17 protein-coding genes and 2 tRNA genes are annotated in these 18,893 nt (G+C 55.0%); 9 read left to right on the top strand and 10 right to left on the bottom strand.

Going from position 1 to position 18,893, the window contains the following annotated elements; all coding sequences use genetic code 11:
- The first annotated feature begins 35 nt into the window (after nucleotides 1–35).
- Nucleotides 36–1,241 carry a SpoIVB peptidase gene (gene spoIVB, locus B5F35_RS08035; RefSeq protein ID WP_242969442.1) on the top strand — a complete coding sequence of 402 codons (1,206 nt, stop codon included), beginning with the start codon at nucleotides 36–38 and terminating at the stop codon, nucleotides 1,239–1,241.
- Between the two features lie 74 nt (nucleotides 1,242–1,315).
- On the opposite strand, the gene B5F35_RS08030 is transcribed toward spoIVB, so the two are convergent.
- From B5F35_RS08030 to B5F35_RS08020, 3 genes are all read right to left on the bottom strand, one after another.
- A complete protein-coding gene (locus tag B5F35_RS08030; RefSeq protein WP_087239812.1) occupies nucleotides 1,316–2,422 on the bottom strand; it encodes an endonuclease/exonuclease/phosphatase family protein in 1,107 nt (368 codons plus the stop codon).
- Between the two features lie 255 nt (nucleotides 2,423–2,677).
- Nucleotides 2,678–3,451, bottom strand: coding sequence for a type III pantothenate kinase (locus tag B5F35_RS08025; RefSeq protein ID WP_087239810.1), 774 nt, complete (start codon nucleotides 3,449–3,451; stop codon nucleotides 2,678–2,680).
- 21 nt (nucleotides 3,452–3,472) lie between these two features.
- Complete coding sequence (locus tag B5F35_RS08020; protein WP_087239808.1) at nucleotides 3,473–4,114, bottom strand: ECF transporter S component; 642 nt, start codon at nucleotides 4,112–4,114, stop codon at nucleotides 3,473–3,475.
- Nucleotides 4,115–4,423: 309 nt separating this feature from the next.
- On the opposite strand from B5F35_RS08020, the gene htpG reads away from it, so the two are divergent.
- Nucleotides 4,424–6,343, top strand: coding sequence for a molecular chaperone HtpG (gene htpG / locus B5F35_RS08015; protein WP_087239806.1), 1,920 nt, complete (start codon nucleotides 4,424–4,426; stop codon nucleotides 6,341–6,343).
- A 67-nt stretch (nucleotides 6,344–6,410) separates the two neighbouring features.
- Here the strand turns inward: htpG and B5F35_RS08010 are convergent, their stop codons facing one another.
- Entirely contained in the window at nucleotides 6,411–7,049 is a 639-nt protein-coding gene (locus B5F35_RS08010; protein WP_087239804.1) for a cytidylate kinase-like family protein, read from the bottom strand.
- Nucleotides 7,050–7,414: 365 nt separating this feature from the next.
- On the opposite strand from B5F35_RS08010, the gene polA reads away from it, so the two are divergent.
- Genes polA through rimI form a run of 4 tightly spaced genes read left to right on the top strand, consistent with a single transcriptional unit; the run spans nucleotide 7,415 to nucleotide 12,408 of the window.
- Entirely contained in the window at nucleotides 7,415–9,994 is a 2,580-nt protein-coding gene (gene polA / locus B5F35_RS08005) for a DNA polymerase I (RefSeq protein WP_087239802.1), read from the top strand.
- Entirely contained in the window at nucleotides 9,991–10,830 is an 840-nt protein-coding gene (locus B5F35_RS08000; protein WP_087239800.1) for a putative RNA methyltransferase, read from the top strand. The genes polA and B5F35_RS08000 overlap by 4 nt, the downstream gene beginning before the upstream one ends.
- The gene (locus B5F35_RS07995; RefSeq protein WP_087239798.1) at nucleotides 10,827–11,972 is read left to right on the top strand and encodes a glycosyltransferase 87 family protein; all 1,146 of its coding nucleotides are present in this window, start codon (nucleotides 10,827–10,829) and stop codon (nucleotides 11,970–11,972) included. The genes B5F35_RS08000 and B5F35_RS07995 overlap by 4 nt, the downstream gene beginning before the upstream one ends.
- 1 nt (nucleotide 11,973) lies before the next feature.
- Nucleotides 11,974–12,408 carry a ribosomal protein S18-alanine N-acetyltransferase gene (gene rimI / locus B5F35_RS07990; RefSeq protein WP_087239796.1) on the top strand — a complete coding sequence of 145 codons (435 nt, stop codon included), beginning with the start codon at nucleotides 11,974–11,976 and terminating at the stop codon, nucleotides 12,406–12,408.
- 3 nt (nucleotides 12,409–12,411) lie between these two features.
- Here the strand turns inward: rimI and B5F35_RS07985 are convergent, their stop codons facing one another.
- Together B5F35_RS07985 and B5F35_RS07980 are read right to left on the bottom strand one after the other, a co-directional pair.
- Nucleotides 12,412–13,014, bottom strand: coding sequence for a DivIVA domain-containing protein (locus tag B5F35_RS07985; protein WP_087239794.1), 603 nt, complete (start codon nucleotides 13,012–13,014; stop codon nucleotides 12,412–12,414).
- Nucleotides 13,015–13,071: 57 nt separating this feature from the next.
- Nucleotides 13,072–14,190, bottom strand: coding sequence for a tetratricopeptide repeat-containing glycosyltransferase family 2 protein (locus tag B5F35_RS07980; protein WP_087239793.1), 1,119 nt, complete (start codon nucleotides 14,188–14,190; stop codon nucleotides 13,072–13,074).
- Nucleotides 14,191–14,385: 195 nt separating this feature from the next.
- Between B5F35_RS07980 and B5F35_RS07975 the strand changes: the two genes are divergently transcribed.
- A tRNA-Gln gene (locus tag B5F35_RS07975) sits at nucleotides 14,386–14,459 on the top strand.
- A gap of 3 nt (nucleotides 14,460–14,462) precedes the next feature.
- A tRNA-Pro gene (locus B5F35_RS07970) sits at nucleotides 14,463–14,539 on the top strand.
- Nucleotides 14,540–14,696: 157 nt separating this feature from the next.
- On the opposite strand, the gene B5F35_RS07965 is transcribed toward B5F35_RS07970, so the two are convergent.
- The 3 genes from B5F35_RS07965 to B5F35_RS07955 are packed head-to-tail and all read right to left on the bottom strand — an operon-like array spanning nucleotide 14,697 to nucleotide 16,698.
- A complete protein-coding gene (locus tag B5F35_RS07965; protein WP_087239791.1) occupies nucleotides 14,697–15,464 on the bottom strand; it encodes a hypothetical protein in 768 nt (255 codons plus the stop codon).
- A 24-nt stretch (nucleotides 15,465–15,488) separates the two neighbouring features.
- Nucleotides 15,489–16,337, bottom strand: a complete 849-nt coding sequence (locus B5F35_RS07960) for an ATP-binding cassette domain-containing protein (protein ID WP_087239789.1) — start codon at nucleotides 16,335–16,337, stop codon at nucleotides 15,489–15,491.
- Nucleotides 16,330–16,698, bottom strand: a complete 369-nt coding sequence (locus B5F35_RS07955; RefSeq protein WP_087239787.1) for a GntR family transcriptional regulator — start codon at nucleotides 16,696–16,698, stop codon at nucleotides 16,330–16,332. Before B5F35_RS07955 ends, B5F35_RS07960 begins: the two co-directional genes overlap by 8 nt.
- A gap of 238 nt (nucleotides 16,699–16,936) precedes the next feature.
- Between B5F35_RS07955 and B5F35_RS07950 the strand changes: the two genes are divergently transcribed.
- Nucleotides 16,937–17,167, top strand: coding sequence for a helix-turn-helix domain-containing protein (locus tag B5F35_RS07950; protein WP_087239785.1), 231 nt, complete (start codon nucleotides 16,937–16,939; stop codon nucleotides 17,165–17,167).
- Nucleotides 17,168–17,254: 87 nt separating this feature from the next.
- On the opposite strand, the gene B5F35_RS07945 is transcribed toward B5F35_RS07950, so the two are convergent.
- Entirely contained in the window at nucleotides 17,255–18,583 is a 1,329-nt protein-coding gene (locus B5F35_RS07945) for a redoxin domain-containing protein (RefSeq protein ID WP_087239783.1), read from the bottom strand.
- Nucleotides 18,584–18,893: the final 310 nt, after the last annotated feature.

Genomic DNA, 18,893 nt, shown 5'->3' with positions numbered 1-18,893 from the left:
ATTTGAGAACCGTCCGGCGAAGGAAGGTGAATCCAATGAAGAAGGCATGGCAGGCTCTGGTGTCCTGCGTGTCGGCGCTTGCTCTGGCGGTATGCGCCGCGGTGGGTGTAGCCGGACGGTTTACCTGCGACAGCTATCGCGTCACGCCTGGCATGTCGCTCTCCTGGAACGGCGGCATGCTTTCCGCCCGTCCCAATACCGAGACTCTGGCGGTTTCGGGAATGAGGACACAGCAATATCAGGCGGAACTGCTGCTGTTCAATCGGATCCCGGTTAAATCCGTCTCCGTAAGCGTTGTGTCCGAGCGGCAGGTCATTCCCTGTGGAACACCGTTTGGTATTAAAATGTTTACCAACGGTGTGATGGTGGTCGGCATCGCGGAGATTCAGACAGAAAGCGGTATGGTAAATCCCGCGGAACAGGCCGGACTCCGGATGGGAGACATCATTGTGAGCGTTGATGGCAGCGCGGTAAACCGAAACGAAGAAATTGCCGCCCTTGTGGAAAAGAGCGGCGGCAAACCGGTTGAAATCCAGTACCGGCGAGAGGATAAGGAATATACGTCTCAGCTTTCTCCCGTAAAATCCCTGGTGGATGGAAAATGGAAAGCCGGTTTGTGGGTACGCGACAGCACAGCGGGGATCGGTACGCTGACTTTTTACGACCCGTCCACGGAGCAATTCGGCGGACTGGGCCACGGCGTCTGCGATACAGACACAAGCGAGCTGATGCCCTTTCTCAACGGTGAAATACTGCCTGTAACCATCAGCGGGGTGACGAAAGGCGCCAAAGGCGCGCCCGGCGAGCTTCACGGCTATTTTGAAGGCGACGAAGCCATGGGCGTGATGCACGCCAACGACGAGGCGGGCGTGTACGGCGAACTCTATGAGTCTCCGGCGGGAGAACCGATGACGGTTGCTCTGTCGCAGGAGGTCCATCCCGGTCAGGCACAGATTATCTCGACGGTTGACGGCGAAGGGCCGCAGCGATATGATGTGGTGTTGGAATACGTCAACTATCGTGAGAGCGGGGAAGGCAAAAACATGATTCTCCGTGTCACAGATCCCCGGCTTTTGGAAAAGACGGGGGGAATCGTACAGGGGATGAGCGGCAGCCCGATTCTGCAAAATGGAAAGCTTGTCGGCGCCGTGACACATGTTTTTGTCAACGATCCCACAAGAGGTTATGGGATTTTTGCCGAGAGCATGCTGGAAAACGAATCAAAAGTTTCTTCTGAATAATGTCACAAAGGCCGCCCGTCCTCTCTGTGAGGATGGGCGGCCCCGTTTTTATGCGTGTGCGGCGTACGGCAAAATTATGCCGCCAGCTCAAAGGTCAGAAGGACAGGATTGTGATCACTGAACGCAAAATCGGAATCAATGTTCTGCGCCTGTGCCTTCAGGTTATCCGAAACAAGGAAGCCGTCAACGACGGTTGTGTAATTGACGCCTTTTTCGTAGGGAATATCAGCCCCACGGCAGGTGGGAACCTCAAACCCGTTTTCCGCCGCGACAAACGAAAAGCGCTCTGGCAGTTCCGAGTCATCCAGTGTCTGCACCCATCCGGGAAATTGCTGCTGGGAAGGGAATGCGTGCTCCGTGCCGTACAGAGCATGGTTGAAATCTCCTCCGGTCACGACATAATTTCCTTTTTCGTACTCTTCTTCCAGTACCTGGCACAGCATTTCCAGCTGCTGTGTGCGAATCCCGCCGCTGTCATATGCGGACATGTGACTGTGAATCAAAACCAGCTGGCGATCGGTGCCCTCCACCGGAAGACGGGTGACGGAGAAGCAGCGGTCCAGATCGGTGAACTTAACAAAGAAGCTTTCATCCACCGGATAGCTGCAGCGTACCGCCTCATCGACAGCATAGCGAGACAGAGTCAGCAGACCGGCGGTCACGGAGCCGTGCGGATCGTTCAGCGGGTAAGCGAGATATCCGCTGTGAAAATTTTCCGCCCATGTGCTGGAATATGCGGAAAACGCTTCGGTGATTTGCGCACGCTGATCCACCTGATGGCTGCGGTGGGCTTGCTGATCCACCTCCTGCAAAAGCAGAAAGTCCGCGTCCAGCTCTTTCAGGGTGTCCAGCGCCAGATCCGTGTTAGTGAGCACGGATTCCCGGCTGACGGCTTTTCCGTATAATCCCTGTGTGGGCGTTCCGTCCAGCATGGTGCCGGTGTCCATAAAGAAGGAATATTCCGGCCCGTATGCGCCGAAGCCGATGTTGCAGGTGACGGCCTTGTAAGGCGTGTCCAGCTGCAAAACGGCCGTCTGCGGAGAGTAGACCTCAAGCGCGGTGTTGTCCTCAATCCGATAATACTGGATTTGCAGATAAGCAATATATCCTCCCACGGTGAGCACCAAAACCAGAAGAAGAACCGATACGACCAGAGCGGCGCGTTTAAAAAAGCGTTTCATAAGAAGCATCCTCCATTCTGAGAAAACAAAAAAGAACAGCACAAAACAAAGCGTTTCGTGCTGTTCTCTGTCTCTCAAACACTGTAAGGACATTATAAATAAAAATAGATGGGATTTCCATTCGCATTTAGTACAAAAATGGAAAAGGTGCTTTGGCAAATGTTTTCCATGACCGCCGGAAAGGAACTCTGCCGTTTCAGCATAAAAACGCCCACAGACAGTATAAAGCGAACTGCCTGTAGGCGTTTTGCCCGGTCAAGGTTTGTTTTTGTTGTACAGGATCCGAAGTCCTTTGAGAATCAATTCACTGTCGCAGATGATATCACTCTTGCAGTATTTGGTGATATTCGGCGCAAGACCGCCTGTGGCGACTACAGTGGGCTTTTCCCCAAGCTCCTGCGACACTCGTTCGATGATGCCGTCGATCATCGCAGCGTTTCCGTATACGATGCCGCTTTTCATGCAGTCAATTGTGTTGGTGCCGATGACGCGCTTCGGGCCTTCCAGGTTGATGTGGGGAAGCTGGGAGGTGTGGCTGGAAAGCGCTTCGAGCGAGATCGCAATGCCGGGGATGATCATGCCGCCGACATAATTGCCGCGCTTGTCCACAACGGAGAGCGTTGTGGCCGTGCCGAGATCGAAAATCAAAATCGGCTTGAGATATTCCGCCGCCGCAGCCACCGCGTCCGTGACAAGGTCGCTGCCGAGCTGGGCCGGATTGTCCATCACGATGTTCAGCCCTGTTTTCAGCCCCGCGCCGACGATGAGGGACTCCTGGCCGCACAGCTGGCGGATTGCGTCCTTCATGGTGACGGTAAGGGTGGGAACCACGGAGGAAATAATACTTCCCTCAATATCGTGGCGTTCCACCTGGTTCAGGATAAACATGTTGCGCATCAGCGCCGCGTATTCGTCGCTGGTTTTCACACGATCGGAACTCAGACGGGCGGTGAACAGGAGACGGCCCGTGTCAGGCTCCAGACAGCCCAGCACAATGTTGGTGTTTCCAATGTCGATGGCAATAATCATCCGGTGACGCACCGTCCTTTTTTACATCCTGCGGCGCTTGAGGGAGAGCAGAATCTTTCCGATCGCGGGGGTCAGCACAGCCGCGAGAGCGGTTTCCGCCACGCCGTTGGTGCCCACAACGCCGAGCACCACGCCCGCAACAGCTTCCACCGGAATTCCGTTGACGGAAGCGTAAGCGTCGCGGAACAGAAAATAAATAAGCGACATGACAAGCCCGGTGTTCAGGATGGCTCCCGAGGCTCCAGCGATTGCCATGGAGAGGATTTCTCCCCGGCTGCTTTCCTTCATGAGCTTCTGTAAGCCGCGGTAGACAAACCACGGCACAACGCCGACGAGGATGCGCGGCACAAAGCAGATCACAAGGCTCAGCGGGCTGCCGTTCGGCGTACCGGGGACAGGAACGAGCGGCGTGAACGCGAAGGAGAGGACAGCGGGTGACATCGTGTTGCTCAGAAAACTCACAAGCCCAAACATAGCGCCGAGGACAGCGCCGTAGCGCGGCCCAAGGAGCAGACAGCCGATAATAACGGGAATGTGCAGAGTGGTGGCCTTGATCAACCCCAGCGGCACCATTCCCAGCGGCGTAAGCCCCAGGACAAAGACGATGGCTGTGAAGAGTGCGAGCAGCACAAAATCACGGTACTTGACGGTCGCTTGATTCATATTCAATTACCTCCTGCTGCTGTTCCCATATTTGGGATACAACGCAAATTTCGTTTTCATTATAGGAGGTGGGAAGGGGAAATGCAAGAGGAAATGATCACAAATTGTCAAAAAATTCACGGACTATCTTTGAAGGAATTTCCTTTCAAGCGTTCCGATTGTTCATTCCAGAGCTAAAGGGCGGAAGTGGGTGCAAAAATGTAAAATTCATAAATTATTCATTGAATTCAGAAAAGAAAGGGACTACAATAGTTTTAGCAGTTAGCAGAATCGAGTGCTAAAATCTATGTGAACAAGGAGTCTTGTGACATGGCAGTCAAACAATTCCAGGCAGAATCCAAGCGCCTGTTGGATCTGATGATCAATTCCATCTACACACATCAGGAGATTTTTCTGCGTGAGCTGATCAGCAACGCGAGCGACGCAATCGACAAGCTGTATTACCGCACGCTCAGCGACGGCGATACCGGCCTTTCCCGCGATGATTTCTCCATCTCCATCATCCCGAACAAGCAGGCCCGCACCCTCACCATTGAGGACAACGGCTGCGGCATGACGGAGGAGGAGCTGGAAAACAACCTCGGCACCATCGCCAAGAGCGGTTCCCTCAACTTTAAGAAGGAGAATGAGCCGAAGGAGGACATTGAAATCATCGGCCAATTCGGCGTGGGCTTTTACTCCGCATTCATGGTGGCTGAGAAGGTTACGGTTGTCAGCCGCGCGTATGGCTCAGACACAGCATGGAAGTGGGAAAGCTCCGGAGCGGAGGGCTACACCATGGAGCCCGGTGAGCGCAGCGGGCATGGCACGACCATCACCCTGCAGCTCAAAGCCAACACCGAGGAAAACAATTACGACGAATTCCTGGACACCTATCGTCTGAAGGAACTGGTGCGCAAATATTCCGACTATATCCGCTATCCAATCCGGATGGATGTGGAAAAGAGCCGCATGATCGAGGGCACCGACAAGGACGCGGAAGGCAAGTATAAAACGCCGGAGTACGAAACGTACACCGAAAACGAGGTGCTCAACTCCATGGTTCCGCTCTGGCGCAAGAACAGGAGCGAGATCAAGGAGGAGGAATACAACCAGTTCTATAAGGATAAATTCCACGATTTCGCCGATCCGCTGCTGGTGATCCACAGCAGCACGGAGGGCACAGCCACTTATAACGCCCTGCTGTTTATCCCGTCGCAGGCTCCGTTCGATTACTACAGCCGCGACTATGAGAAGGGTCTCCAGCTTTTCAGCAACGGCGTGATGATCATGCAGAAATGCCCGGATCTGCTGCCGGATTATTTCAGCTTTGTGCGCGGCCTGGTGGACAGCCAGGATCTTTCTCTGAATATTTCGCGTGAAATGCTGCAGCACGACCGCCAGCTCAAGCTGATTGAGAGCCGTTTGGAGAAAAAGATCAAATCCGAGCTGGAATCCATGCTCAACCGTGATCGCGAGAAGTATGAGAAATTCTTCAAGAATTTCGGCTTGCAGCTCAAGTATGGCGTGTATGCCGATTACGGCGTACACAAGGATCTGCTTCAGGATCTGCTCCTGTTCTATTCGTCCTCCGAGAAGAAGCTGGTCACACTCAAGGAGTATGTGTCCCGCATGAAGGAGGATCAGAAGTATATTTACTATGCCTGCGGAGAAACGGTCGAGCGCATCGATCTGCTGCCGCAGACGGAAGCCCTCAAGGAAAAAGCCTATGAGATCCTTTATCTCACCGACAACGTCGATGAGTTTGCCCTGCGCATCATGATGAAGTACGACGACAAGGAGTTCCGCTCCGTGTCCGCCGACGATCTCGGCCTGGAGACGGAGGAGGAGAAGAAGGCAGCGGAAAAGCAGGTGGAAGAAAACAAAGACCTGCTTGCCTTCCTTCGGGATTCTCTCAACGGCAAGGTGAAGGCTGTCATTCTCTCCCAGAAGCTCAAGAGCCATCCGGTCTGCCTGTCCACGGAGGGCGCGATCTCCATGGAGATGGAAAAGGTGCTCAATTCGATGCCGATGCCCGAGGGCGAGAAGGTGCAGGCGCAGCGCGTGCTGGAAATCAACGCCAACCATCCCATTTTTGCCAAGCTGGCCAAGCTGTATGGTGACGGCGACAAGGATCGCGCCGCGAAATACGCAAAGCTTCTCTATAATCAGGCTCTGCTCATTGAGGGCGTATCGATCGAGGATCCGCTGGCCTTCTCGAACGATATTTGCGACCTGATGGTGGAATAAAACATCCCCGATTCATAGAATGAAAAAAGCACCGCGAAGGGAGAAATCCCTTCACGGTGCTTTTGTATTACAGATCGTCGTCCGGTACGGCTTTCCCGTATGTCTTTTCTTTTTCCTCCAGCGCGCGCAGGATAATGTCCACGCTGCCCTGCAAGCCAAAGGTGTGGGTGTCGAGGATGAGATCGTAGTTCTGCATGTCGCCCCATTTGCGGTTGCTGTAGAAATTGTAGTAATTTCCGCGCTGTTTATCTTTTTTCGCGACAGCGTCCGCTGCTTTGTCCGCTTCCACGCCGTATTCCTCCACCGCGCGGCGCATCCGGATCTCCTTCGGAGCCTGCAAAAACAGGTTCAGGCAGTTCGGTTCGTCGCGAAGAACATAATCGGCGCAGCGCCCCACGATCACAAAGGGACCTTTCTTTGCGGCCTCCTTGATGATGTCGGCCTGCAGCAGGAAAAGCTTGTCGTTGATTGGCATGTTGTTTGCCACAGAGGTGTAGCTCCCCATGACAAGGGAATACAGCAGGCTGCTGCTTGCCCGCTCGTCGGCCTTGGCAAAGACCTCCTCGCTCATGCCGCTCTGCTTGGCGGCGATGGCGATCAACTCCTTGTCGTAGAAGGGAACCTCGAAAATCTCCGAAAGCTTTTTGCCGATCAGACGGCCGCCGCTTCCGTATTGACGGGCTATGGTAATGATGGTTTTTGTCATGGAATCTCGCCTGCCTTTCCGTGGGACAGATCGCACATTGTGCGTTTGCCTGTCCCTCTGTTTTTTATTTTATTCTTTTTTATGGAGATTGTCAAACGAAAATGCTAAAAAATCAAGATTGCATCCCTCAATAAAGAGGCGTTTTCTACAAAAGAAGAGAGACGTATCCTTAGAAAAGGCAAAAGCTCCATGCTTTCCGCGGAACAGCGGAACGGCTGTGCGGAACCGCACAAAATCCTTCATTTTTTTGCCTGATTGTGGTATTCTAAAAGCATATGTTCCGGAGTGTTTCGTGCGGCGCTCCCGCCGTGCGGAAAGAGCGCCGCTGCTCTCTCCAGGATCTTATGCTGATCGGAGTGTGAAACATGAAGCTTTTAATTTTGGATGGAAACAGCATCCTGAACCGGGCTTTTTACGGGATCCGCATCCTTACCACCAAGGAAGGCCTGTATACAAACGGAATCTATGGTTTCCTGACCATGCTGCAAAGGCTGCTGGCGGAGACAGAGCCGAGCGCCGTGGCCATCGCGTTTGACCGGAAAGCCCCAACGTTCCGCCACAAGGCGTACGCGGGCTATAAAGCGCAGCGCAAGGGAATGCCGGAGGAGCTGGCCCAGCAGCTCCCGAACCTCAAGGAGCTTTTGCAGCTTCTCGGCTACCGGCTTGTCGAGTGCGACGGCTTTGAAGCGGACGATATCCTCGGCACCTTCGCCCGCGTCTGCCGGGAGGAGGGCGCGGAATGTGTGATTGCCACCGGCGATCGTGACAGCCTCCAGCTGGTGGGCAGCGGCGTGACCGTGCGTCTTGCCACCACCAAGATGGGGCAGCCGCAGGCGACCGTCTATGATGAGGCGAAAATTCGGGAGGAATACGGAGTCGAACCGGCCCAGCTCATTGATATCAAGGCCATCCAGGGCGATACCTCAGACAACATCCCCGGCGTTGCCGGAATTGGACCGAAGGGCGCGGGGGAGCTGATCCAGCGCTTCCACGATCTTGACTATATCTATGATCATCTTGCGGAGCTCGATATCAAGGAAGGCCAGCGCAAAAAGCTGGAAGCCTCCAAGGATAACGCATATCTCAGCCGCTGGCTTGGCACCATCCGCACCGACGCGCCGGTGGATACAAAGCTTTCCGACTATATCCCCGGCCCGGTAGATCCGGCCGCCGGATCGCTCATGGCGCGGTTGGAGTTTTTCTCTCTGATGGAGAAGATGGGAATCGCGCCGGGCGAGCCGTCCGCGCCGCAGGCAGGGGAGACGCCGGCGGTTTTGTGGACTTGGAGCGCGTCCGCGCCGCAGGATTGGCGGGAGAATACGGGGGAGATCGCGCTTTGTCCCGCATATGGAGAAAACGGCGCGCTTGCGGGAATGACGGCGGCCCAGAACGGACAAGTGTTCCCGCTCAATAGCTGGGAGGAACAGAAAGAGGTCTGTGCCGGTGAGCAGGCACGCAAGCTGATTCCGTCCACCAAGCAGCTGTATGCCGCTTTGGAACGGGAGGGCGCATGCCTGTCTGGCCCGGTATTTGACGTATCGCTGGCTGCCTATCTGCTGAATCCCTCCGCAAAGGGGTATGAGATTTCCCGGCTTGTGCAGGAGTACGCCGTGCCGGTGCCGCAGGTAGATAGAGTGCCGGAGGAACAGGCGGGGGAGATTGTGTCGTGCGCCGCGCTGCCGGGGCTGTGCGAAAAGCTGAGCGCGGAGATCCGGGAGAAGGGGCAGGAAAAGCTTCTCGATGAGATTGAGATCCCATTGGCTCGCGTGCTGGCTCATATGGAAATGGAAGGCTTTGCGGTGGACAGCGAAGGGATCCGCGCTTACGGTGAGCAGCTCCAGGGGGAAATTGAACGCTTGGAGCAGGAGATTTATCAGTCCGTCGGTTATGAATTTAACATCAATTCCCCCAAGCAGTTGGGTGACGCCCTCTTTGTGAAGCTGGGCCTTTCCCATGGAAAAAAGACAAAAACAGGCTATTCCACAAACGCGGAGGTGTTGGAGAGCCTGCGCTATGAGCATCCGGCGGTGGAGCAGGTGCTCAATTACCGTGGGCTGACAAAGCTGAAATCCACCTACTGCGATGGCCTTCTGAAAGTGATCGGCCCGGATGGGCGGATCCATTCCAGCTTCAACCAGACGGAAACACGCACGGGCCGCATCAGCTCCACGGAGCCGAATTTGCAGAATATCCCGGTGCGCACGGAGCTGGGACGCGAGCTGCGCCGCTTCTTCCTTGCGCGCCCCGGCTGGGTGCTGGTGGATGCGGACTATTCGCAGATTGAACTGCGTGTGCTGGCGCATGTCGCCAACGATCCGAACATGATTCAGGCGTTCCTCGACAACGACGACATCCACCGCCGCACGGCGGCGCAGGTATTCCATCTGCCGGAGGACATGGTCACGCCGTTGATGCGCAGCCGTGCCAAGGCAGTCAATTTCGGCATTGTCTACGGCATCGGCGCGTTTTCGCTGAGCAAGGATATCGGTGTCACGCGCAAGGAGGCGGAGCAGTATATCGCGGATTACCTGCACCATTTCAGCGGGGTTGACGAGTATATGCGCCGTACGGTGGAGGAAGCCCGGGAAAAAGGGTATGCCGAGACGATCTTCGGCCGCCGCCGGTACCTGCCGGAATTGGCTTCCGGGAACTTTAATATGCGTTCCTTTGGGGAACGTGTTGCGCGCAATATGCCGATCCAGGGGGCCGCGGCCGATATCATCAAGATCGCCATGATCCGTGTGGACGAGCGGCTGCGCCGGGAGGGCCTGCAAGCCCGTCTGATTCTCCAGGTGCACGACGAACTGATCGTCGAATGCCCGGAGGAGGAGGCCGAGCGCGTGTCCGCTCTGCTGACCGGAGAGATGGAAAGCGCCGTGAGCCTGTCCGTTCCAATGGTCGCGGAAGCCAAGGTGGGCCGCACCTGGTATGAGGCGAAGGCATGAGCGGGCTGTTTACCTGCCCCGTCTGCGGCCGCCCGCTGGAGCGGGAGGAGCGGACGTGGGCCTGCAAAAAGGGGCATTCCTTTGATGTGGCGGCGGAGGGCTACGCCTATCTGCTGCCGCCGAATAAAAAGCATTCCAAGGATCCCGGCGACACGCGGCAAATGGTGGCCGCGCGCCGTGCGTTTCTGGAAGCGGGCTATTATGAGCCGTTCCGCCGCCGTCTCTGTGAACTGGCGTGTGAAGCGCTGCAAGGCGTCCCAGCCCCCGCTGTTCTGGACGCGGGATGCGGTGAGGGTTGGTATACCTCGGCGCTGTTGGACACCCTGCACGGCGCGGGGATGACGCCGGAGCTGTGCGGCTTTGACATCAGCAAATCCGCCGTGCGTGCCGCGGCCAAGCGGCACAAGGGGATTGCCTTTGCCGTGGCCAGTGCGTTTTCCATCCCTGCGGCAGATGCGTCCGCCGATCTGGTGGTTAACGTGTTTGCGCCCATCGTGCCGGAGGAGCTGAGCCGTGTGGCTAAACCGGGCAGTTTTTTGCTGCTGGCCATTCCCACACCGCGCCATCTGTACGGGATGAAAGAAATCCTGTACGAAAAGCCCTACGAAAACGAATACCGCGAGACGACATATCCCGGCTTTTCGCTTGTGCGCCGGGAAGCGGTGACGGGGGAGATCACGGTGAATTCCCCAGAGCACATCGAAGCGCTGTTCTCCATGACGCCTTATTACTGGAAAACGCCGCGCGAGGGAGCCGAGCGGCTGCGTCGCCTTTCCTCTCTGCATACGGAGATCGGCTTTGACTTCCTGCTCTATCGAAGGGAGGATCGCCCATGACGGAAACCGATCGTCAAACAGAGCGTCTGGAAAATATCCTGTTTCTCATCGTCATAACGTTTCTGGCCATGGCCATGCGTTTTTTTCTTTTCCCCATTGAATCAGGAGATTATCTGCAATTCCTGCATCCCTGGTATGAAACGCTGAAGGAAAACGGCGGTTTGCTTGCTATTGGGATGGATATCGGAGACTACATGCCGCCGTACTTTTACATCCTTGCGCTGCTGACGTATCTGCCGATCTCTGATCTGTTTGCCATCAAGATGGTTTCGAGCGCGGTGGACATTGTGCTGGCCATTTTCGCGGCAAATCTGGCAGCGGACGGAGAGCGCGCCTCGCGCCGCTGGCTGGCGGCGTACTGCATCGTGCTGTTCCTTCCCTCCGTCTTTTTGAATTCCGCCGTTTGGGGCCAGTGTGACGCGATCTATGTGTCGGCCTTGCTCGCGTTTCTGTATTTTGTGCGGCGTGGACGGAGCAATGCGGCGGTGCTGGCTTTTTCCATCTCGTTTGTATTCAAGCTTCAGGCGGTGTTTTTCGCTCCGCTGCTGCTGTTGTTTCTGCTCAAACGGTGGGTGCGGTGGAAAAGCCTGTGGATTCTTCCGGCGGTTTATCTCGCGGCCTGCCTGCCTGCCGCTGTGATGGGACGCAGCCTGTGGGATCTGCTGACAGTCTATTTTTCGCAGGCCGGGCAGTACAATCTTCTTGCCATGTTCCTGCCGAATCTCTATACCTGGCTGGGAGACAGCACTGCCGCCGAAATCAGCCGGGCAGGCGTCCTGCTTGCGGGAGGAGTGGTGCTCTGCGCCGTCTTTTTCCTGTATCGCCAGCCGTTTGAGAAATCCATGGAAAACCTTGTGAGTGTGGGGCTGTTTTTCGCTCTCCTCACACCGTTTCTGCTGCCGCACATGCACGAGCGGTACTATTTCCTTGCGGACCTGACCAGCGTGGTGTTTGCGTTCTGGTTCCCGAAAAAATGGGGAGTGGCTTTCACCGTCTGTATCGCGTCGGCGTATGCTGTGTGCCATAATCTGTTCGGCACTGATTTTTTCCCGGTGGAGCTTTTGGGCGTGGGTTTGCTGTTTATCATCTGTGTGATGGCGCGCCATCTTACGGAGCGCCTGCGGGGAAGGGAGGCGGCCTGAGATGGAGATTGTACCGATGCAGGCGTGCCATGTGGACGATCTCGCGGAGATCGAGCGCCTTTGCTTTGCGCATCCATGGACGAGGGAGGGGCTGGCGGCAGAGCTCGAAAGCCCGACGGCTCTCTTTCTCGTTGCTGAGGAGGAAGGGAAAGCGGTGGGCTATGCCGGCTCGCATGTTGTCTGCGGCGAATGTTACATTGATAATGTGGCAGTCCATCCCAACCTGCGGGGCCGTGGGATGGCTCTTGCCCTGCTGACGGAGCTGATCCGGCTGGTCCGGGAGCGGGACGGCGTGTTTCTCACCCTGGAAGTGCGGGAAAGCAATGCCCCCGCGCGCAGCCTTTACGGAAAGCTTGGCTTTTCCGAGGCGGGCCGCCGCAGGGGCTTCTACTCCGAGCCGCGCGAGGATGCGCTGCTTCTCACTTTGACATTGTAGTGTTTACCAGAGACCGGCGTTCTCGTCCGTCTCTCCCTGTACCTCCTCCGTGCTGTCTGCGGAGGAGGTTTCTTCCAGTGTGGGGAAAGCTTCCGTTTCGTCCTCGCCAACGGTGGATAAGAGAGCGTCGATTTGGAATAGGGCTTCCCGAATACAGCCGCGCACCTTTGCGACATGGGCGCGGGCCTGCGCGAGGTTGCGGGCCTCCTGTTCGGCCTGCTGGGAGGCGGCGGCAAGCACCTGCACGGCTTCCTGCTTTTTCTCCAGGAGCTCTTCCTCCAGCTGCCGGTGGGCGCGCTCCGCCTCTGCCCGGGCTTCCGCCAGCAGCCGATCCGCGTCTGCTTTGGCGCGCTCCTGCATCCGGACGGTTTCCTCGGAAGCCTGTGCACGGGTGTGTGCCGCGAACTTCTGAGCGCTGATCAGAGCCTCTGCGATGGCTTCTTCGGGCTGCTGTCCGGCATCTTTCTCCTTCTGTGCGAGACGTGCGCGCAGATCCTCCAATTCCTTTTCCAGGGAAGCGCATCGCTGCTCGCGTTCTCCGATCAGCCGCGCGACGTCCTCTTTATTATATCCGTGAAAGCTTGTGCGAAGATCTGTGATCTGCATCCGCGTGTTCCTCCCTTTTTGCCCGGTGTGTTTCAACGCTCCGGGCTGTTTGCTTTATTATACAGGTTTCTCAGCCTTCTGGCAAGGAGGTTGCTGCGCTTTGGGAAAGCCAAGGCCTTCGAAATACCGCTCATTATACAGCACAGCCGGATCCTCCGGTTTAAGAGCCTGTGCGCGCTTGTGGTAATCATATGCCGTTTCCGTCTCGCCCAAACGATCAAAGCAGACGCACAGCTGCATCAGGGGGAAGAAGCCCGCGAAATCCGGGTTGTAAAAGCCGAAACGGTTGTCGGGGGGAGGACAGTCGATGGCCGTCCGGTACCAGTAGGCCGCCCGCCGGTAGTCCCCGCGGCTTTGGAGAAGGCCGCCCGCCGCACAGCAGGCTTCGGCGCGGGGCGAATCAAATACAAAGCTGGAAAATACGGCGTTCAGCGCACCTTCCCAGTCGCCCAGTCGCTCCCGGCAGGCGGCAAGATCCAAACAGGCGCGGATGTTGTCCTCCAGCCAGCCGCCGCGCTCGTCCAGAAAGCGTTTCAGCCACACGGCGGCTTCCGGGTCGCGTCCCGCTCCCACAAGCTCACGGGCATAATACAGCTGTTGGCGCGGGGTGAGCGATTTGCCCTTTTTCAGAAGGCCTTCGAAAATGCGCAGATTCCGCCCGGTTTCCGGCGCCTTGAGCTTTCGATGCTCGATCGGAAGCGGAAGGCTGATCCGCCGGCCGGAGGGGGGGATCACCTCATGCACTTCCCCTTCCCAGCGAAAACCCTTGGCGCGGCGCAGCAGACGCTCCCGGTAAAAGATCAGGGTGGGACGGCCCGCCGCGTCGAAGGCGGTGTGATACGGCAGCATGACCATATCCACGGAGGGATCCAGCTTTTCGCGCAAAAGCAAAAGCCCCCGGCGCGTTTGCTCCGGAACCACATCGTCCGCGTCCAGCCAGAACAGATAGTCACAGGTTGCCTTGGAGAACGCAAAATTCCGCGCGGCTGCAAAGTCGTCCTTCCAGACAAAGTCGTAGACCTTGGCTCCGCATCGCAGGGCGATTTCTTTTGTTTGGTCGGTGGAACCGGTGTCCGCGATGATAATTTCATCCGCAACGCCCTCGGCGCTGCGCAGGCATCGTTCCAAAACGTCCTCCTCATTTTTGACAATCATACAAAGGCTGATGGTAATCATCCGCATCCTCCTTCCGGAAAGCGCCTTTGCAGCGCTCTTTTGCCTGCTCCATTCTATGTGCGGGGAGGGAAATTTGGTTCAAAAGAAATTTCTTTAAAAAATTTGAAAAAAGGTGTTGACAAATGGAAAGTTTTTGATATAATAAATATCGTTGTCCGGAGCGAAAAGCGAAAGACAAAAGCTTCTGAAAAATATTGCGGAATTGTGTAATGGTAGCACGGCAGACTCTGACTCTGTTTGTGAGGGTTCGAATCCTTCTTCCGCAGCCATTTCGAGGTGTGGCTCAGCTTGGTAGAGCGCTACGTTCGGGACGTAGAGGCCGCTGGTTCGAATCCAGTCACCTCGACCAGCTGAGTCTGGCCGTCAGTGCAGACGGCAGCAAAGAGCGCCGCAGAGTTTTCTGCGGCGCTCTTTGCATATCCTGAAATTTTTCTATTTGGAAAAAGAAAGGACGGACGCCCTTCCATCGCCAGTGGAGGAGCGTCCGTCTCTTTTCATTCACATTTTTATAAGCTGTTTGCACTGGAAGGCTGCGGATTGCGCATGAGAGCGGCACGGTGGGCCGGAATCCATGTGAGCAGAGCGAACAGTACAGCGAACACCAACAAAAGCAAGGTCAGTTTCCAGGGGACGAAGAAAATGCTTGCCACAAAATCCCCAAACAGTTTCAGCGTCTCAGCGGGAATCAGCATCAAGAGGGAGGGAAGTCCGGCAAATATGGAAACGGGAATCAGAATAGCCAATGTGACGCGCAGCCATTTTGAAATCACATAAAACAGGCAGCCAAGGAAAAGACCCGCATAGGCGCAGGCAAGGGAAAGAGCGATGTCCAGCAGCACACCCTGCATCAAAAAGGGGAAGCTTGAAAAGGGAGAGGAGATATTCTGTAATTCTCCGTAAATCATGAAAAACAGTGTTCTGGAGTTGGAAAACAAGCTGAAAAACAGATTCACCAAAAGGGTGATGGGAGCCATTGCCACACTGAGAACAAAGAGACTCAGAAGCATACAGAGGTAAATTTTTCTGCGGGAAATTCCGGATGCCATCGCAAAATGAAAGCTTTCTTTCCATATGCAGCATCCAAACACAAAACAAAAAATGGTGACAGCCATTTCCTGTGAAGTGTTCACAGAGTTTGCTTCAGGGTCTACCCTGTTGATGAAAGCAATAAGCACAACCTGTACCAAAATAATGACAAGAAACATCACGCCCGCGGAACGGAGCATGCTTTGCAGATGGTAACGGAAGGGACCCTTCCAGATAGAAGTTGTCATATGGTTCATCCTTTCTCCTCTGGGTTACACATTGGTCAGCTGGATAAAAAGCTGCTGCAAATCCAGCGCGCTGATCTCCAACCCGTCCGGGGCTTTTTCCTGGTCTGGCGTCCCCTGTACATAGGCTGTTTTCAGGCCGCCGAGATTCTGTGTCCCGAACAGCTTTTTCCCAGCCGTGAAAGCGTCCACAGCCCCAGCCGGACCGCTCACGGTGTATCCGCGGGACAGGGTATCCTCCACCGGCTCGTTGAGCATCAGCTTTCCCTTGTTGATCACGATGATGTGATCGAGCAGGGCCGAGCATTCTTCGATCAGATGGGTGGAGATGACGACACAGCGCGGATTTTTTGCGAAATCCTCCATCAGCTCCCGGTAAAACAGGTCGCGGTGGTTGGCGTCCAGTCCCAGAACCGGCTCATCGTAAAAGGTAAACGGACATTGGGAAGCCATTGCAACAATCAGCTTGAAAATGGTGGCGTAGCCGGTCGAAAGCGACTGGATTTTCGCTTTCAAAGACAGCTCAAACTTTTCACACAGCCGGAGTGCCTGTTCCATATCAAAGCCAGAGCGGAAGCGGGAATACCAAAGCAAGCCGTTTTTGACCCGCATGGTGGGGAAGAGGTTGCCGTCGCTCATGCAGACGATCTGCTGCTGTGCGCGGGTGTTTTCCCATACCGATTCCCCATTCAGGAGGACGTCGCCCTCCGTGGCGTGCCGCCAATTTGCCGTAACGCTCAGCAGCGTGCTTTTTCCCGCGCCGTTGCGGCCCAGCAGTCCGTAAATATGTCCCGGTTCCAGTGTGAGGGAAACGTGGTCCAGAGCGGTGACGTCACCGAAACGCATGGTCACGTTTTCATATGTCAGCTTATTCATGGTTTTCCTCCTCTCCGCCCAGCATGGCGGCCAGCTCCTGGCGTGAAATGCCGAGTTTTCCCGCTTCCTCTAACAGCGAGACAATGTACCTGTCATAAAAATCCTGTTTTCTCTTTTCCATAATCTTCTTCTTTGCTCCCTGGGCCACGAACATCCCAAGCCCGCGTTTTTTGTAGACTGCGCCGCTTTCGACCAGAAGGTTGATTCCTTTCAAAGCGGTGGCGGGGTTGATTTTGTAGGTGACGGAAATTTCAGTTGTGGATGGAATCTGGGATTTTTCCGGGAAAGCCTCCGTCAGGATAGCATCCTCTATTTGCTCCGCAACTTGCAGATAGATCGGCTTCTCCCCGTCAAAATGCATGGATCGGCCTCCTTTCTCTTTTCAGAGGTTGGTTTGTTACTTGGTTAATTAGTTGAGTAACTAACTGATTGTGTCATAATCATAGCGCGGAAAAAGGAAATTGTCAAGAGGGAAAATAAAAAAATGCCCACCCGGAAACGGAGTGGGCAAATCATTTATTTAAAGTAAATAATAATTTATTTTAAGACAATTATATTTTGAGTGACTCCCTGATAGCATAATATCGGGAGGCGGTGTCATGCAGACAGAGTTCCCAGAACGTTATATCACGTTGGGGTTGAAAATCGCTTACTACAGAAAAAAGGCAGGATTTACACAAGAGAGTTTTGCGGAACGCATTGGGAAAAGTGTTAACTTTATTGCTCAAGTGGAAGGAACAGGAACGGTTCGTGGAATTTCACTGGAGACATTATTTAAAATTGCACAGGTCTTGAATGTGTCTCCTTCCAAGCTTCTGGAAGATGATTGACCGCAATGGATGCCTGAACGATAAAATGGGAGTGCTGTCACCAAATTGAATTTGGTGGCGGCGCTCCCATTTGTATTTGTTCATCTTTTATTTGGATGCGTCGAGCGCTTGCTGAATGACATCCTGCATAACGCTTTTCGAGACAGCGCCGGGGATATAGCCCAGAACGCCGCCCTCCTTGTCAATCAAAAATGTGGTGGGGAAGGAATTGATATAGAAGTACTCAAACAACTCGCCGGTTTCGTCCATCAGCACGGGATAGGTATACCCGTTTTCCTGAAGGAAGGCTGTGATTTCTTCCGTGTTTTGGTTGTCCTGACTGTAGGGGGCTTTGTCGGAAGCGGGATTGGCAACACCAAGAATCACGACCTCTTCTTCGTTCAAACCGTACTCCTGATACAGTGATTCAATATCCGGCATTTCCTGTTTGCAGTAGCCGCACCAAGTCGTCCAGAAGTTGAGAAAGACCACTTTCCCTTTATAGTCGCGCAGGTTGTGTGTGTTGCCATATTGATCCACAACACTGACGTCAGGAACAGGCACAGTGTTGGTGCTTTCTTCTTCCTGTGAGGTGCTTTCCGAGGATGTACCGCTTTCCGTTTGCGAAGCGGTTCCGTCCGTTGAGGCCGCGCCTTCTGTGCCCGAAACAGCGGAGGAGGTGGTGCTGGTACCGCCCCCGGCAGCTCCGCCGAAGCTGGACAGATAGCCGGTCAGGCTGTTCATCCAGCCGGTGATCATCATCACGCCCATGAAGATCATCAGCACGCCGCCAATTTTCGCGGTGTAAGCCACGGCCTTGCGGTGTTTGCGGAAGAAATCCAGCACAGTTCCGGTGAACAGGCCCACGGCAAGGAATGGGATGACAAATCCCAGCGTATACACGCCGATCAGCAGAAATCCGGCGGCAGAGGAGGAGGCCGAAGAAGCCATGATCAGCACAGAAGCCAGCGCGGGTCCCACGCAGGGAGTCCAGGCAAAGCTGAACGTAAAGCCAAGCAAAAGGGCTGTCAAGGGATTCATAGCCAGCTTGCTGAGATTAAACGGAAGCCGCTGCTCCTGGCTGAGCGTTTTAGACTGGAACACACCAAGCTGGAGCAGGCCGAACAAAATTACAATCACGCCGCCGATGATGGCGAATAAACGCTGATTCCCGCTGAAAAAGCGGCCGACAGCGGTGAAGCCAAGTCCAAGAAGGAAGAAAGTGAAGCTGATTCCGAGCACAAAAAACAGCGTATTCAGAAAAACAGTTTTTCGCCGGTAACGCACAGTACCTGTCTCGTCGACCGTGCGGGTACCTCCGGCCAGATAGCTGATATACAATGGGACGAGCGGCAGGACACAGGGAGAAAAGAAGCTCAAAATGCCCTGTAAAAAAACGGTGAGTGCGGGAACGCCGACAGTAACGTCAAAACCCATAAGCGGTATTTCCTTTCCATCGTTTTTTGAAACGGAGCCTTTCCGTTCCTTTTTTGCACGCTCTATCCTACCTTATTTTCCCCCAAAAGTAAAGTGACCAACTCACCAGGCTGAGCCTGGACACAAGTCGCGCAATCGGCCTGCGGCCTCCCGGCATGGCGGAAAAAGGCGCAGGCTTTGCTTTCGGCTATGCCCCGCAAAGCCCGCTTGCCCGGTATCCCGCGTTGTTTCCGTGGAGAGTATGGGGCGCTTGGCTGGCGCTTTGGCTGAGCCTGGACACAAGTCGCGCAATCGGCCTGCGGCCTCCCGG

Origin of the sequence: Anaeromassilibacillus sp. An200, from assembly GCF_002160025.1 — a bacterium.
Taxonomy (GTDB): domain Bacteria; phylum Bacillota; class Clostridia; order Oscillospirales; family Acutalibacteraceae; genus Caccousia; species Caccousia stercoris.
The sequence above is the reverse complement of the archived record's forward strand: the minus strand, read 5'-3'. Positions and strand labels throughout refer to the sequence as shown.

Excerpts from the sequence above, each read along its gene's own strand:
- spoIVB (WP_242969442.1), top strand. The coding sequence starts at position 36 with ATGAAGAAGGCATGGCAGGCTCTGGTGTCCTGCGTGTCGGCGCTTGCT.
- B5F35_RS08030 (WP_087239812.1), bottom strand. The coding sequence starts at position 2,422 with ATGAAACGCTTTTTTAAACGCGCCGCTCTGGTCGTATCGGTTCTTCTT.
- B5F35_RS08025 (WP_087239810.1), bottom strand. The coding sequence starts at position 3,451 with ATGATTATTGCCATCGACATTGGAAACACCAACATTGTGCTGGGCTGT.
- B5F35_RS08020 (WP_087239808.1), bottom strand. The coding sequence starts at position 4,114 with ATGAATCAAGCGACCGTCAAGTACCGTGATTTTGTGCTGCTCGCACTC.
- htpG (WP_087239806.1), top strand. The coding sequence starts at position 4,424 with ATGGCAGTCAAACAATTCCAGGCAGAATCCAAGCGCCTGTTGGATCTG.
- B5F35_RS08010 (WP_087239804.1), bottom strand. The coding sequence starts at position 7,049 with ATGACAAAAACCATCATTACCATAGCCCGTCAATACGGAAGCGGCGGC.
- polA (WP_087239802.1), top strand. The coding sequence starts at position 7,415 with ATGAAGCTTTTAATTTTGGATGGAAACAGCATCCTGAACCGGGCTTTT.
- B5F35_RS08000 (WP_087239800.1), top strand. The coding sequence starts at position 9,991 with ATGAGCGGGCTGTTTACCTGCCCCGTCTGCGGCCGCCCGCTGGAGCGG.
- B5F35_RS07995 (WP_087239798.1), top strand. The coding sequence starts at position 10,827 with ATGACGGAAACCGATCGTCAAACAGAGCGTCTGGAAAATATCCTGTTT.
- rimI (WP_087239796.1), top strand. The coding sequence starts at position 11,974 with ATGGAGATTGTACCGATGCAGGCGTGCCATGTGGACGATCTCGCGGAG.
- B5F35_RS07985 (WP_087239794.1), bottom strand. The coding sequence starts at position 13,014 with ATGCAGATCACAGATCTTCGCACAAGCTTTCACGGATATAATAAAGAG.
- B5F35_RS07980 (WP_087239793.1), bottom strand. The coding sequence starts at position 14,190 with ATGATTACCATCAGCCTTTGTATGATTGTCAAAAATGAGGAGGACGTT.
- B5F35_RS07965 (WP_087239791.1), bottom strand. The coding sequence starts at position 15,464 with ATGACAACTTCTATCTGGAAGGGTCCCTTCCGTTACCATCTGCAAAGC.
- B5F35_RS07960 (WP_087239789.1), bottom strand. The coding sequence starts at position 16,337 with ATGAATAAGCTGACATATGAAAACGTGACCATGCGTTTCGGTGACGTC.
- B5F35_RS07955 (WP_087239787.1), bottom strand. The coding sequence starts at position 16,698 with ATGCATTTTGACGGGGAGAAGCCGATCTATCTGCAAGTTGCGGAGCAA.
- B5F35_RS07950 (WP_087239785.1), top strand. The coding sequence starts at position 16,937 with ATGCAGACAGAGTTCCCAGAACGTTATATCACGTTGGGGTTGAAAATC.
- B5F35_RS07945 (WP_087239783.1), bottom strand. The coding sequence starts at position 18,583 with ATGGGTTTTGACGTTACTGTCGGCGTTCCCGCACTCACCGTTTTTTTA.